12 protein-coding genes and 1 pseudogene are annotated in these 13,527 nt (G+C 56.2%); 7 read left to right on the forward strand and 6 right to left on the reverse strand.

Translation table 11 applies throughout. The annotated features are described in order from the left end of the window. Nucleotides 1-126 precede the first annotated feature (126 nt). Both ACXADQ_RS02025 and ACXADQ_RS02030 read right to left on the reverse strand, forming a co-directional pair. Complete coding sequence (locus ACXADQ_RS02025; protein ID WP_293706875.1) at nt 127-1,992, reverse strand: ParB/RepB/Spo0J family partition protein; 1,866 nt, start codon at nt 1,990-1,992, stop codon at nt 127-129. A 121-nt stretch (nt 1,993-2,113) separates the two neighbouring features. Continuing rightward, nucleotides 2,114-2,482: a hypothetical protein gene (locus tag ACXADQ_RS02030; protein ID WP_475314627.1), complete on the reverse strand. Its 369-nt coding sequence runs from the start codon at nt 2,480-2,482 to the stop codon at nt 2,114-2,116. Between the two features lie 670 nt (nt 2,483-3,152). Here ACXADQ_RS02030 and ACXADQ_RS02035 point away from each other — a divergent pair. The 3 genes from ACXADQ_RS02035 (at nt 3,153) to ACXADQ_RS02045 (ending at nt 6,106) form a co-directional block, all read left to right on the forward strand. Further along, nucleotides 3,153-3,617, forward strand: a complete 465-nt coding sequence (locus ACXADQ_RS02035; RefSeq protein ID WP_293706878.1) for a helix-turn-helix domain-containing protein — start codon at nt 3,153-3,155, stop codon at nt 3,615-3,617. Beyond that, nucleotides 3,614-4,183 carry a PIN domain-containing protein gene (locus tag ACXADQ_RS02040; RefSeq protein WP_293706880.1) on the forward strand — a complete coding sequence of 190 codons (570 nt, stop codon included), beginning with the start codon at nt 3,614-3,616 and terminating at the stop codon, nt 4,181-4,183. Before ACXADQ_RS02035 ends, ACXADQ_RS02040 begins: the two co-directional genes overlap by 4 nt. A gap of 147 nt (nt 4,184-4,330) precedes the next feature. Then, a complete protein-coding gene (locus ACXADQ_RS02045) occupies nt 4,331-6,106 on the forward strand; it encodes an ATP-dependent nuclease (protein WP_475314637.1) in 1,776 nt (591 codons plus the stop codon). 54 nt (nt 6,107-6,160) lie between these two features. On the opposite strand, the gene ACXADQ_RS02050 is transcribed toward ACXADQ_RS02045, so the two are convergent. The 4 genes from ACXADQ_RS02050 to ACXADQ_RS02065 all read right to left on the reverse strand — a co-directional run bounded on the left by ACXADQ_RS02050 (nt 6,161) and on the right by ACXADQ_RS02065 (nt 8,942). After that, on the reverse strand, nt 6,161-6,631 hold the full coding sequence (locus ACXADQ_RS02050; RefSeq protein ID WP_293706882.1) for a hypothetical protein: 471 nt from the start codon (nt 6,629-6,631) through the stop codon (nt 6,161-6,163). Nucleotides 6,632-6,872: 241 nt separating this feature from the next. After that, complete coding sequence (locus ACXADQ_RS02055; protein WP_475314639.1) at nt 6,873-7,817, reverse strand: toll/interleukin-1 receptor domain-containing protein; 945 nt, start codon at nt 7,815-7,817, stop codon at nt 6,873-6,875. 8 nt (nt 7,818-7,825) lie between these two features. Further along, complete coding sequence (locus ACXADQ_RS02060; protein WP_293706886.1) at nt 7,826-8,134, reverse strand: WGR domain-containing protein; 309 nt, start codon at nt 8,132-8,134, stop codon at nt 7,826-7,828. Further along, entirely contained in the window at nt 8,124-8,942 is an 819-nt protein-coding gene (locus ACXADQ_RS02065; protein ID WP_293706888.1) for a BrxR family helix-turn-helix transcriptional regulator, read from the reverse strand. Before ACXADQ_RS02065 ends, ACXADQ_RS02060 begins: the two co-directional genes overlap by 11 nt. A 72-nt stretch (nt 8,943-9,014) precedes the next feature. Here ACXADQ_RS02065 and ACXADQ_RS02070 point away from each other — a divergent pair, with 72 nt between their 5' ends. The 4 genes and pseudogenes from ACXADQ_RS02070 (at nt 9,015) to ACXADQ_RS02085 (ending at nt 13,516) form a co-directional block, all read left to right on the forward strand. Further along, entirely contained in the window at nt 9,015-10,160 is a 1,146-nt protein-coding gene (locus ACXADQ_RS02070; RefSeq protein WP_293706889.1) for an exonuclease SbcCD subunit D, read from the forward strand. Between the two features lie 17 nt (nt 10,161-10,177). Further along, nucleotides 10,178-10,822 (forward strand): annotated as a pseudogene (locus ACXADQ_RS02075) (AAA family ATPase); the annotation flags it as partial. 2,014 nt (nt 10,823-12,836) lie between these two features. Next, on the forward strand, nt 12,837-13,211 hold the full coding sequence (locus ACXADQ_RS02080) for an SbcC/MukB-like Walker B domain-containing protein (RefSeq protein WP_475314648.1): 375 nt from the start codon (nt 12,837-12,839) through the stop codon (nt 13,209-13,211). A gap of 152 nt (nt 13,212-13,363) precedes the next feature. Next, nucleotides 13,364-13,516, forward strand: a complete 153-nt coding sequence (locus ACXADQ_RS02085; protein ID WP_293706911.1) for an HNH endonuclease domain-containing protein — start codon at nt 13,364-13,366, stop codon at nt 13,514-13,516. Nucleotides 13,517-13,527: the final 11 nt, after the last annotated feature.

Raw genomic sequence — 13,527 nt, forward strand, 5'->3', positions numbered from 1 at the left:
GGGGCAGGGGGCTTGTCCTTCTGCCCCGCCGCAGGACAATATTCCAGGCCCTGCCTATGGATAAACGCTGAACAAAAAGAAGCCCCGCCGAGGCGGGGCCAGTTGGGTCTCCCCACGAAGGAGCCGTCAGGTGCAGTCGGGCACCCATTTCTCGAGTTTGGCTTTTTGATCCGTTGTCAGCCCCATGAGCTTCTGGGTGGTGGGATCACTGACCAGTTTTTCCATCTTCTCGGCCTTTTCCGCTTTCTTGAGCTTGGCGAAAGCAACGACCCGCTCGTCGCGGGCGTCGCAGTCGATGAATTCGCAGAGCAAATCGACCAGATGACCCGCTGACACTCGCGAGAAGAAATTCTCTGCCGTGGGCGTCCAGTGCTTGCGGATATCGGCCCCGGCCTCGTCCGCGATCAGGTCGAAGAACTCCGCGCCGCCAGCCTGGTAGGGCAGGGTGCGTGCGATCGCCTCGGTAATCTGGGCGTTGCGGGCTTTCTTGCCGTCCTCGCGGAATGCCGTGAAAGCCTCGGAAAGGTCTTCAACACGGGTGCCGTTCTGCCAATATTCGCTGGCGTCGATCCCATGCTCGAGGCGCGGCTCGTGGTCAAACCCGTCCTGAACGCTTGGCGCGTTTGTCGGGCGGCCCAACCGAATACCGAACACGCTCTCAAAGCTGCCCGACGCCTCCGACAGTCCAAAGCCCAGCAGGTCCAGAACCAGTTCCGGCTTGGCCAGAAGCGCTGCCTGAACCGAGGCCAGCCGGATCGCCTGCATATCCGCCACCAACTTCTGCGAGTAGGGGGATTTCGGGGTGTCTGATTTGGTGGTCTGCGGTGCTTGCAGGACTCCTGCCTCGATGGCGGCTTTCTTGTCCTCGGGACGGACCAGACCGGCAGTGATCTCGGGTTTGCCCGACCCATTCACAAGGATGATGCACCCCGCATGGGCCTTCTGGTCCTCAGAATAGTCACCATCGAGAATGGCCTGTAATTCGGAGAGCCGCGCTTCACCGTCCTCGTCCAGAACCCCTCCATTGGCGAGGTCAGCCAACTCGTCGTATTCTTGCGTCTCTTCCTCGCTCAGATCGCCTTCGATGGGATAGAGACGGGCCAGCTTCATCTGATCGAGCTCATAGTAGTTGAGCCAAGCCTCGCTGCGGGTCTCGGCCCATGCCCAGGCTTGGGTCTCGACCAAATCGGCCCGTGCCGCTTCCAGCTTCTCAGCTAAGAGCCGATCCAGAAGGGCAGGGGAGGCGAGGAAGACCTCGTCGGAGAAGAGATCGCGCGTGACCGTCCCGCCCTCGGCCTCGTAGGTCTCAAGACCGACGAACTTGGCGCGGCGGTCTGTGGCCTTGATCGCATCGGGATGCAGCGCGTTCTTGATTGCGCTCTCAGAGACGGCTTGACCTTTGACCTGATCCAAAAGGTTCAGGGTGAGCGCTTCATCATCGGAGAGGGTAAAGGCCTTGGCGGTGCCGAGGCTGATTTCACCCGCCGCAAGCGCCTCGAGCACTGGCTCGGGCAGGCCTGCCAGTGCCAGCCGCTGATAGACGCGGGCCTCGGTGACGGCGAAGGCGAGGGCGATTTCCGGCACGGAGGCCCCGCGTGACTTCATGCGGCCAAAGGCGCAAATTTCGTCGGCGGGGGTCATGTCTTCGCGGGCCGCGTTCTCGGCGCTGGCCCAATCCTCGGCCTCAGTCGCATCAGCGGCCAGCTTGACCGGCAACGTCGTGAACGGATGGGCCTTGGACCGCTCTGCAATCATCTGGACCGCGCGAAGGCGGCACCCACCCGCGACGATCCCGACTTTGCCGTCCTCGTCCATGAGACCGGCGAGATTGTGGATGAGGCCGAAACGCTCAATGCTGTCTGCGAGGCTTTCAATATGAGCATCAGAGACCGCCTTGCGCGGGTTCAGATCGGAGATGTAGAGCATCTCCAAGGGGATTTGCAGGATCACGGCGCTGGCGGTGTCGGTCTGGATGGGTTGTTGCTTGGTCATAGGATTGTCCTTTCTAATGGATGTCAGGCCCGCCCAGAGCGCAGCACAGGCGCTCGGCGGCTGGTTTTGTTAATGGGGTAGGGGAGGGGGCCGGGGCGTCGGAGACCCCAGCCCGATGGCGTCACCACCAGCAGGAATAGATCACGGTCGATCCCTGTTCGATCTCGGCCCGCGCCCAAGCGCAGAACTCAAGATCGTAGTCGCGGGACTCGGCTGCCACCTCGTCTTGGAACTGGTGCCCGTAGAAGAACCCGCCCTCGCACTGGGGCAGGGCGCTTCCTTTCACGGCTTGCTCCAGCGAGTTGATGTCGGCGGTTTCCAGATTCAACTCGCCACAGTTCAGATCGGACGCCGAAAGCCCGGTCCGCTCGGTGTAGAGCGCCTCCATAAAGGTTTGCAGCTTGGAATGCTTGCGCCAGACGAATTTCGGGCTTTCGCCCTCGTCGCCGCTCTCGGGGGTTTTGACATATGCGTATTGATCAAGGCCCATGGCCTGCTCCTTTCGTGGTTAGAGCGGCGCGGTATCTTCTTCTTGAGACCTCTCGGTCTTGTCGTGGATTCGGGGTAACGCTCCACTGGAGCGTTCCCTGATCCTCACCACTCCGCCAGTGGCGGAGGCCTCGACTGATCTGTCAGTCCGAAAAGCCCCCGTGCTTTTCGGCTGGGCAGAGCAGGGGAGGGCGAAGCCCGTCCTGCGGCCGGACGGCGACCCGACACAGGGGGCCGGAGCGGTGAAATCGGGAGGGACCCACGCGCCCGCGTGGGAGGAACCAGATTTCTCCGCAGAGGCTGGTGCGGAACGCGACACCAGAGCCCCTGTTCGGGACACCGGCCGGATGGCAGGCGGAATCAAACAACGAAAACCTGCCAGCCGGGTTAGAGCGGAGCGGAGACCCGGCTGACCGCTGGCTCAAGCGATCGCGGTCTCGCCCGCGATCTCACCTGAGACATGCACGAAGGATCGGCACCGAATGGCGGAGACGCGAGTCACGCGGCTCCGGGCGCAGCCAAGAGCCTGGTCAGCGCCAATGCGCTGGCGTGCCAAACCAATCATTTCTAACAACCAGATTCACCGAACAATGCATGATCTACACTTAATTCATTTGTTGCATTTATTGCGTTTATGCCTATATTGAGGTTCGCAGCAAAGGAGATGGCACATGAACATGATGGCTCACCGGCAATTGCCTCCGAGCGCCCAGGAGGCCGCAATCGCACGCGCATCCGGGCAGCTCCTGTCGCGCTATGCACGGAGCAAAGCGCCTCTCAAGCTGCGTGTTACTGATGGAGAGCAGGCCGAACCAATTGAACTGCCGGCAGGCGCCGTCGCGCTTCTGATGGATATCCTGGAAGCCATGGCAGCGGGGCAGGGGGTCACGATCATTCCCGAGAATGCCGAGCTGACCACGGTTCAGGCAGCTGATGTGTTGAACGTCTCCCGTCCCTTCCTGATCAAGCTTCTGGATGAGCAGAAGATCCCGCATCGCAAGGTGGGCAAACACCGCCGTATCCGGATGGAAGATGTGATGGCCTACAAGGCCTCCATCAATGCCGAGCGGGAAAGCGTGCTCGATCAACTGGCAGCTGAAGCGCAAGAGCAGGATATGGGTTACGGCAAACCATGAGCCACTATACGGCGCTTCTCGACGCCAACGTTCTCTATCCAGCGCCGATGCGCGACGTGCTCATGCAGCTCGCTGTGACCGATATCTTCAAGGCCAAATGGTCGGAAGACATCCACCGTGAGTGGATCGACGCTCTGATGCGCAACGAGCCGCACAGAGACCGCGAAACACTCGAGCGCACGCGGGATCTGATGAACCACGCGACACGAGATTGCCTGGTAACAGGCTACGAAGCCCTGATCCCGTCGCTTGACCTCCCCGACCCCGACGATCGGCATGTCCTGGCAGCAGCCATCGTCGGCAGATGCGATGTGATCGTGACGCAGAACCTGAAGGATTTCCCCGAGGACGCCCTCGAGCCTTACGGCATCGAAACGCTGCATCCGGACGACTTCCTCAGCAACCACCTTGCGCTCGCGCCGGGCCTGTTCTGCTCAGCCCTTCGCAAGGTCCGCGCGCGCCTCAAGAACCCGCCTTACTCAGCCGAAGACTACCTCGCCATCCTCACCCAGCAGGGGTTGGTGGCGACGGCGGCCGAGTTGGAGCAATTCAGAGATTTGATTTGAAGGATTGCCGAAAGGCGGACATGAATTTCGGCAAGAGCCTGAAGAGAGTTTTGTCGGCATCCACGCCGCGCCTACAAAAGCCGCCACCCGTTGCAACTCTGCAACCGATAGGAGAAAGTTGTCTCGCTTTATTTGTGTGAGGGTGAGATGCACCGAATTTCTAAAATCAAGATCGAAAACTTCAAATCCATCAAAGAAATCGAATTACCCCTTGCAGCCTATACACCGATGGTCGGCTACAACAACGCGGGCAAAACGAATATCCTTCAAGCGATGTCTTGGGTAATCAAGAAATCCTCGTTGCAAGCGTCCGATTTCTTTGATCCAGAATTTCCCGTTGTTATCACCGCCGTAATATCAGGAATAGACGCCGCCGTTCTCGAAGCGTTGGAACAGAACCACCGGAACCGTGTTGAACCACTTGTAGTGGACGGCACAATTCAGTTGCGTCGAACCCAAGCGGTACCTGGCGTAAGCGCCACCCAAATTCGCTTGGAAATCAAGCAGGAGCAAGAAGGTGAAGAGCAGTGGGTCGTGAACCCAGCTGGTATCGACCAAGCAATAGCAGCGATGTTTCCCGAACCGATCTTCATTGGCGCAATGGAGAACGCGACGGAAGACGTCGGCAAGTTCGCCTCAGGAACCACAATTGGAAAGTTGATCAAGGAGATTATTGGTCCTGTTGCCGAACGGAATGCAGGTCCTGTCACGGATGCGCTCGCACAAGTCTCCAGCCGACTATCTGCCGAAGGGGCCGAGAAGGACGAAACACTGGTTGAACTCGACAACCAGATCCAGACTGAACTTGGTCGCTTCTTCCCGGGCGTCGTTGCTAAAACCCACATTCAAACACCTGAGTTTTCCGACTTCCTAAAAAGTGCAACAATCAAAATCTACGACCAGCAGTTCGATCACGAAACAGGTCGAGATGCGTCGTCCTTCGGACATGGGGCTCAGCGGTCGGTTCAAATTGCCCTAATCAAATGCTTGTCCGAAATCCGCAGGCAGGCGATTGCCAATGAGGCGCGGACAACCTTGCTGCTGATCGACGAACCTGAGCTCTACCTGCACCCCCAAGCCATTGAAGTTGTTCGGGCATCGCTAAGCCGCCTTTCAGAGGAGGGTTATCAAGTCGCATTTTCAACTCACTCGGCCAACATGATTGCTCGATCGGATGCACCGAACGCACTACTGATCCGCCGCACGCCTGAGGATGGAACGATTTGTTTTCCCAGGATGGCAGATGCCGTTCAAGGCGCAATTGCCGATGCCGAGCATCAGTCAACAACTCTTTTTGCATTATCAAATTCGACCAAGCTGCTCTTCTCAGAAAAGGTGGTACTGGCCGAAGGCAAGACCGAGCAAACGCTACTACCGGACCTGTTCCAGCATGAGGCCGACTGCTCGCTTGAGGAAGACAAATTGGGATTGGTTTCACTTGGTGGCTCGAGCGACGTGCCCAAGGCGTTGCCCGTACTTGCGGCAATGGGAATCCCTACAAAAGCTATCGTCGATCTTGATTTCGCATTTAGACCAGCCATCCAGCACGGCCTGATTGGCAACGACAACGCAGCTGTAGTCGGGTGCAAGGCGGTGCTGACGCGCCTTCAAGGTGAGGGGAAAATCGACCTGGCCGAAGACGGTTTTCCAAAAAAGTTCGGCGAAGTTAACGCAGCTAAAGCGTACGAGATCATGGCTGCTGAGACAGACGCTCGTGAGCACGTGTATGCCATCCACGAGCACTTCAAAGAACACGGCATCTGGGTTTGGACGGACGGCACAATAGAAACGCATTTGGGCTTGGAAGGCAAAACCGCGTCAGTACACAGCACCTTTTTATCTTCATTCCCAAACGAGGAATTTCGGGACGCGCTCCCGAACTACGAGAGTGTCCAAGGGATGTTGAATTGGCTGAGGCAATAATAGTTGTTGTGCCGCAATCCTGATCACTCCCCTCTACCAAGCTCTCGACCGCAGCTAGGGGTTGCCGCTGTCCGGCATCGACCACACAACGCGCGTGTTTTGTCCCTCTCCGACAACGACCTGCCACTTCGTAAACGCTGCCTGATATTCACCTGCTGACGTGAGGTTGTCGTGAAGCGTAATCAGCGTCGAACGCCCAAATGATCCCTCGCTCTTGCCTGCCACAACGAGCCTTGTGTCTATCCTTGTCACAGATAGAAACGGTGCGTCTGTGTTATAAGCGTCAACACAGCTCGTTTCATCTATCTCAATACGAACATCCGGGATGATTAGTCCACCCCAACTCTTGTTCCCCTCGCTTTCAATGAAAAGCGCCTTGTGGTGCCCAGTGAGAAATACTGCCACCGCAGCTTTGTTGGATTGGCCAACAAGCATTGTTTCTTCGTACTTGCTTGTAGGCAAGATCAGGCTAAGCGGCTTTGCATCCTCGATTTTTCCGATTGTGAATTCATATGGCGATAGCATTTTTTCTCTCTAGCTCAAGGTCGTCAGGTGACAAACGTGAAGGTAAAAAACAGTGCCATAGACCTTGGTTCTCCGGTATCCTGATCAATCCCAACCCCGCCGAATGTCGGTGCGGCGGCACTCAGGGCAATGCACTGCACTAGTTGGGCGATCTTCACGACGGGCTTCTCGGCGCTCAGCTTCATCAAGCACATCGGCTTCAAAGCGATGCCCACAATTTTTGCAGCGGAAGCGGGCGCGTTCAGGCATGGGTGATCCCCGCTTGTTCGATAAACTGGTTCCACAGGTATTCGGCCGCTTGCTCAAAGTTTAGCCGCTCTGGTGCGTTCCCGAACATCGCCATAGTGACGACTAGGAACTGCTCGTACTCGTCCGAGGAGACGTTGAACCCGCCATTTGCGGTGTTGTCGCCGGCGTTTTCGTTGAAGGAATAGTAAATATCTCCCAACGCGAATCCTGCGTTTCGGCAGTGCACCGTGATGTGTGCGGTTCCGTGCTGACGACCGCGGTTAACAACCGTGCCGCCAAATGAGTTCGCACCTCGGTCGACAAATCGGCCCCGCAGGCCATCGACCGCATCTATTTCGCTAATCGCCCGTTGGAAATAGTCTTTGATGGTGGCGAACGCCGCATCGCGATACTCTCCACGGTCAATCTCATCAAAGTCACGTTGAACTCGGTAGCGTGGAATGCCGTGTTGCGGTGCAGTCGGCACGAATTCATCCCCTGCAAGTTCGGGAGTTTCAATCTCTACTGCATCAACAATGCGGCGGATCTCCTGCACAACATCAAGATAGGCAGTATTCGCGTTCGCCCATTCAGATATCGGAACACCGTCTTTTGGGATTGCTTTCAGTTGTCGAAGTTGTGGCATCGCTGCCCAATCACACGGTTCGACGATGATCGGCACAACCCGCACTTCCCCAGCGTCATGCCGTTGCAACGCAAACCGCATTTCGTTTTCGACACAATAGTTGGACGCAATAAAATCGGGACTGACCATTAATAGGAATAAGTCGGCTACTTCAAGTTCTTGGTTAATCTCATCGTCCAAAACGTCTCCCGCCAATATTTCGCGGTCGTACCATGTTTCGATCCGGCCTTCCCTTTGAAGGTTGGCAAGATGGACGTGCAAACGGTCAAGCGCGGCTAAATCTTGGTGGGAATAGGATATAAATGCTCGCATTTTCTGGCCTAGTTATCTTTAGTTTCATTTTGTTTTCGCGCAAGCGAAGCGACGAAACCGATGAGATTGTTGTTGGGCGGTTCCCTTGTTTCTATAGGAGCGTAACCTCTTTTCAGTTTCGCTTTGACCAGTTTGGTCATTGCCGAGGACGCATCCATTTCGCTTTGGTACCAATCAAGCCGATGCCGCCCCGAGGTGCCACGTCGACCCCAAAAACGCTCGACGCCTGCGTCACCGAAGATCCCTTTTGTCAGTTGAACGTAATAGAACCTGTTCATATTCACGTCAGGATCGGTTCGTGCCAGATCAACCCTCATGGATCTCATCCTCGGTCATGGCCTCATAGTCACGAGATACACATTTAAGCCGCGGGTTTTCCTGATCGAGGCCCCATCTTCGTTCCGTGTAAAATTCTAACGCTTTGCGAATGCGAATTTCGAGACAATCTCCATCAAAACCAAACTCGATGCGCACGACCCTCTTTTGATCATCCGTTAGATCGTCGTGTGGTTTCAGTTTCAAAATCGCCCAGGAATACCAGTCGTCATCTTTGGGCACATCCGACGCGGCTCGTCGGTTGATGAAAGACCTGGACACATCAATGCGTGAGGGTATGAAATCGCGAAATCCCTGCCGAGTGTAGCACCATGCCCGCAAATGGAGGCGCACACCATCAGAAGCAAAACGGAGTGGCGCAATCCAACGCGTTTCAGGTTCCGGGTCGCGCATGGATTGGTAGACGATCTCGATAGCCTCGTTGGCCAGAACGGCGCGATAAAGAGGTCTAAATACTCGGACATTCTGTGTGCGTTGCAGGTCAGGCAACATATCATACAGAGCCCCGCGTCGACCCCCCAGCAATTCCTCAAGCTCGTCCGTGGAAGCTTCGCCGCTTAGTCGGGAAAAGCGCTCGGTCGCCAGATACCGCTTCGAGGAGGCATCATATTTCAGCGCCTCGCGGCCTGCGGCTTGCAGGTACATCTTGAAGTCCAGCGCCGCTTGCGGGTTCGAGATCCCGAACCGATCGATAAGCGAACTCCGTGTCGCCGCGCCATCCCAAAACAGCAGACGATCAAGGTACTCGAGACGTTCTTTTTGGGCATGTTTAAGGTCGTCAAAAGCCATGTTTCATTCCTACCTTGACTCAGCCAAAATGTCCATCTAAAAATTATACGTATAAAAATTATTGGTGCGAAAATGAGAGTACTTCACACAGCGGACTGGCATCTTGGCAAGACCTTGCGAGGCGTATCACTTCACGAAGATCACGCGTACGTACTCAATCAGATCTTTGAAACGGTCGTGGCTGAACAAGTCGATGTCCTAATCGTCGCGGGTGACGTTTACGACAAGGCCTCTCCATCCGAGGCCGCGATAAAACTCTACAGCGATTTCCTTGAGCGGGTTCATATTGAGACTGAGGCCGCCATTGTGGTGATTGCCGGAAACCACGATTCAGGACAGCGGCTTGGAGCGGCATCGAAGCTCTTTGACCGGAACCGCATCTTAGTGCGCGGTCCTGTCTCGAGCGATGAGTTGCCGCTCGTGCTCGAGGACGGTGCTGGTCCAGTTGCTATCTCTGCGCTTCCATATGCGGAGATTTATGCCGCTCGTCGTGCCTTCGGAGACGAAAGCATCCGCTCGCCAGAAGACGTCTTGCGCGCACAGATCGCTGCAGCCAAGGCGCACGTCCCAGAGACCGCCCGCTGGATTGTCGTCGCCCACGCCTTTGTGACGAATTGCCAACCATCCGAAAGCGAACGGACGCTTTCCGTAGGCACAGTCGAAACCGTGCCAAGCTCCATCTTCGACGGCGCGAACTACGTCGCGCTTGGTCATCTGCATCGCCCGCAGATCGCGGGTCGTGACTCGATCCGATACAGCGGGTCGCCTTTAGCCTTCGGGTTTGACGAGGCCGGAACCACAAAATCCATGACGATCTTCGATCTCAATCCGGATGGACAGATTGTTGACCTTAGAACTGTCGCCTTCGAACCCCTGCGGCACGTGCGAGAGGTGAAAGGACATCTGGCCGATTTGGTCGCCGACGCGGCTAAGCACCCCAGCGACGACTACATCCGTGCAATCTTGCTTGATGAAGGTGCCTTAATCGAGCCGGCCGCTCAACTTCGACCCTACTACCCCAACATCCTGCAGACCCTTCGAGAGAAAGCCCGTGAGCTCGTGATGAGCAGTGCGGGTCGTGCCCAATCCAAGTTAGATGATCCTATCGGCGTGATCGGCGAATTCCTCGAATACGTTCGCGGAGAGGGATCGACGGACCAGGAACTCGAAGTAACCAAGGAAGTGCTGGATCAACCCATTCTGGAGGACACCGAATGAAACCGATCCGTCTGACAATGACCGCGTTCGGGCCTTACGCGGGCACCGAGGTCGTCGACTTTTCAGCTCTCGAAGCGAGTATTTTCGGCATTTATGGGGAAACCGGTGCCGGCAAGACCACGGTGTTTGACGGAATCTCTTTCGCTCTTTTTGGCCAGTCTTCTGGGGCAGAAAGAGCGCCTGAAGATATGGTGTGTCATCATGATCATGCGAAAGATATCACTAAAGTAGAACTGGTCTTTGATCTGGGAGAGGACCGCTACGTCATCCGGCGTATTCCCGTCCAGCAACGCGCTGCGCTTCGCGGTTCCGGCACCACAACGCAGGCACACGAGGCTTATCTCTTCCGGGCGACGGGAATGAAACTCGAGGAAATCTCCGAGGACAATCCAGGTGAAGTACTTGCGGAAAAGAAAGTCGGCCTTGTTGACGCACGGGTCGAAGAGCTTCTCGGATACAATGCGAAACAGTTTCGGCAGATCATCTTGCTGCCGCAAGGGGATTTCCGTCGCATCCTGACTGCCAGTTCAGACGAGCGCTCACCAATCCTGAAACAGCTCTTTGATGTCGGGCTTTACGAGACATTCGCCGCCCAGATTAAGGCCAGGGCAGCCACGCTTTATCGTCAGATCAGCGACGAAAAAATCCGACGCTCAACTCTTCTTGACGATCAGAGCGAAGACCAGCTCTCGCAAGCGATCCAATCAATGATCGATGAGATCGCCGTGCTCGATACGACCATCGAAACTGAAACAAGGGTACTTGAGAAACGTCAAAAAGGCTTGTCTGCGGGCGAGGTACTTGCCCAGAAATTCAAAGCCCTTGCAACCGCACGAGAGGAAGACTTGGAGTTGCAGGCAGAATGCAAAACGATCGATGCCGTGCGCATCCGGCTAAAGCAGGCGCGTGCCGCCCAACACGTTCTAGTTTCCGAGGCGGCACTGCAGACTGCCCGCGACGAAAGCGCCACAGCGGCGGCCCGCGAACACGAGGCAAGAGACAACCTAAAGAGCGCAACCGATGCCATCATGCGGGCACGGGAAACGCTGTCGCGTACCCATATGCAGAAAGAGGAGCGGGAAGACGCACAGGCCAGGGTGTCAGAACTTCAACGTCAACAGGTGACGCTCGATCAATCCAAAGCACTGCTGGAAGAGTTGAATGCTGCGAATTTGACCTCACAAACGGCTGAGGAAGCCAAAGCCGCCGCCGACCAGAAGAACGTAGAAGCCCAACAAGCATTGTCGGCCCTGCGCGACCTGCAAAAGCAGCACCCCCAACACGTACGCGCGCTTCAGGAAGCAACAACCGCAATGAGCGCACTTGACGCAGAGTCGCAAGCCCTGGATCAGTTTGAGACTGCCGTTCTCAAGCGGGACCGTCAGTCAAAGGAGGTGGATCGCCTCTCGATCCAGCATGACGAGGCGCTTGAACAACTTGAGGCAGCCAAAGCGGCCTTTGAGCATGCGGAACAGGACTTAACCGAAATTCAGGCGCTTCACATCGCCCGAAAACTGAAGCCAGGCGAGCCCTGCCCAGCCTGCGGAGCCCTAAACCACCCCGATCCCGCCAGCGGGGATCCAGAGCGTCGTGGTCGGCATGATGAATTCGAGCGAGCAGGTAAGATACTGCGCTCCGCCGAGAACGACGAGCTTGAAGCCAGAACCACGTTGGCGGCGGCGAAAGCTACGCTTGTCGAGCGGCAAAATGAGGTGGATGCGCTTGAACGCCCCAAGAGAGATCGCGTGGCACTGGCCCCGATCCTCTTGGCGGCACGCGAGGAGAAAACTGCGCTCGAAGCTGATAACAGATTTGCGGATCTCGAGGGTGAGATTTCTTCCGCCGAAGCTTTCGCCAGCAATGCAGCCCAAGCACTAGAAAACGCAAAGTCGGCCGAATCGGATGCCAAAGGTGTCGAGGTCCGGGCACAGACCGCCTATGACACGACGCTCAAAGGCGTACCCGATGAGCTGCGCCCCGTGAACGCGCTTTCTGAAGCGCTCTCGGCAGCTATTGCAAAGCACGACGAACTGGCCGCCGATCATGAAGCTGCCGTTGCCGACGAAAAGGATGCGGCCGTTGTCTTCAGCGCAGCCGAGGAAGCCGCAAAGATCGCGCAGAACGGTGTCGCAAAAACATCCGAGGGCTTGAAGAAAGCACAAGGTGAATTCTTCGGCCAACTCGAAAAAGTCGGGCTGAGCGAGGAGGCTTTCCAGGCAGCAAAAGACGATGTTGCCCAGTACTCCGTTCTAGAGGCACAGATAAGCGACTACGAAAATCGTGTTGCAGCAATTACCGCACGGCTTCGTGGATTGACGGAGGACATCGGGGATCAGCCCACTCCTGATCTCTCCTTGCTGACCAAGGCTCGAAATGAAGCGCGGGCAGCGTTGGAACAGAGCCGGGATGCCCAGTCTCGCCTGAAAAACGAACTCGACGGACGGCAACAGGTGCTAGGTCAAGTTCAGCGCCTGACCACGCAAATCAATGACCTTGAGAAAGAGTATGGGCCCGTTGGTGGGCTTTCGGACCTGGTCAACGGAAATAACGATCGGAAAGTACGTCTCCCGGATTTTGCCATCGCTGCAATGTTTGACGAAGTGCTTTTGGCTGCCAATCACCGTCTCGGGCCAATGACTGAAGGGCGATATCAATTGATGCGGCCCGAAGTCACCGGTGGCGGCCGTCAAAAACAAGGTTTGGAAATCTCTGTCTTCGACGGGAACACTGAAAAATCAAGACCTACAAAGACCCTGTCAGGGGGAGGGGTTCCGGGCATCGCTTGCACTTGCCCTTGGACTTTCAGACGTTGTTCAGCGCAACAGCGGTGGCATCAAGCTGGACGCGATCTTCATCGACGAGGGCTTCGGAACACTCGACGAGGACACGCTGAATACCGCTCTCGAGACGCTTTATGACCTCACCAACGACATGCGTTCGGTCGGTTTGATCTCCCACACCGAACAGGTGAAGACCATGATCACCGAAGGCTTCGATATCGAGATCACGCCGACCGGCTCCCACATTCACCCACGAAGAAACGCTGCCTAACGAAAGGAAAATTTATGCCCTATTCAAACAACTGGAAAGCTCAGCACGCATGGGCCAAAGCGCCCCGCGTCAAGGGAAAAAACCCAAACCTCTATCGCAGGGATAGCCAGGGTAACGTAATCTACAAACCGGCCTATGGCAGAAACAGCCCTATGGGTTGGCAAGTCGACCACATCTGGCCGAAGTCAAAGGGCGGAACCAACGCGCGGAGAAACCTCCAGGCGCTACAAACTCGTGCCAACCAGCGAAAGTCTAACAAAACACTTACACGCACAAAGTCACCCTATCGGAAACGTAGTTGGTAAACCTACGGAAA

Source organism: Thalassovita sp. ABM4_323 (assembly GCF_056158665.1).

Coding starts and splice junctions, on each gene's coding strand:
- ACXADQ_RS02070 (WP_293706889.1), top strand. CDS start 9,015: ATGAGAGTACTTCACACAGCGGACTGGCATCTTGGCAAGACCTTGCGA.
- ACXADQ_RS02060 (WP_293706886.1), bottom strand. CDS start 8,134: ATGAGGGTTGATCTGGCACGAACCGATCCTGACGTGAATATGAACAGG.
- ACXADQ_RS02055 (WP_475314639.1), bottom strand. CDS start 7,817: ATGCGAGCATTTATATCCTATTCCCACCAAGATTTAGCCGCGCTTGAC.
- ACXADQ_RS02065 (WP_293706888.1), bottom strand. CDS start 8,942: ATGGCTTTTGACGACCTTAAACATGCCCAAAAAGAACGTCTCGAGTAC.
- ACXADQ_RS02045 (WP_475314637.1), top strand. CDS start 4,331: ATGCACCGAATTTCTAAAATCAAGATCGAAAACTTCAAATCCATCAAA.
- ACXADQ_RS02040 (WP_293706880.1), top strand. CDS start 3,614: ATGAGCCACTATACGGCGCTTCTCGACGCCAACGTTCTCTATCCAGCG.
- ACXADQ_RS02030 (WP_475314627.1), bottom strand. CDS start 2,482: ATGGGCCTTGATCAATACGCATATGTCAAAACCCCCGAGAGCGGCGAC.
- ACXADQ_RS02025 (WP_293706875.1), bottom strand. CDS start 1,992: ATGACCAAGCAACAACCCATCCAGACCGACACCGCCAGCGCCGTGATC.
- ACXADQ_RS02050 (WP_293706882.1), bottom strand. CDS start 6,631: ATGCTATCGCCATATGAATTCACAATCGGAAAAATCGAGGATGCAAAG.
- ACXADQ_RS02085 (WP_293706911.1), top strand. CDS start 13,364: ATGGGTTGGCAAGTCGACCACATCTGGCCGAAGTCAAAGGGCGGAACC.
- ACXADQ_RS02035 (WP_293706878.1), top strand. CDS start 3,153: ATGAACATGATGGCTCACCGGCAATTGCCTCCGAGCGCCCAGGAGGCC.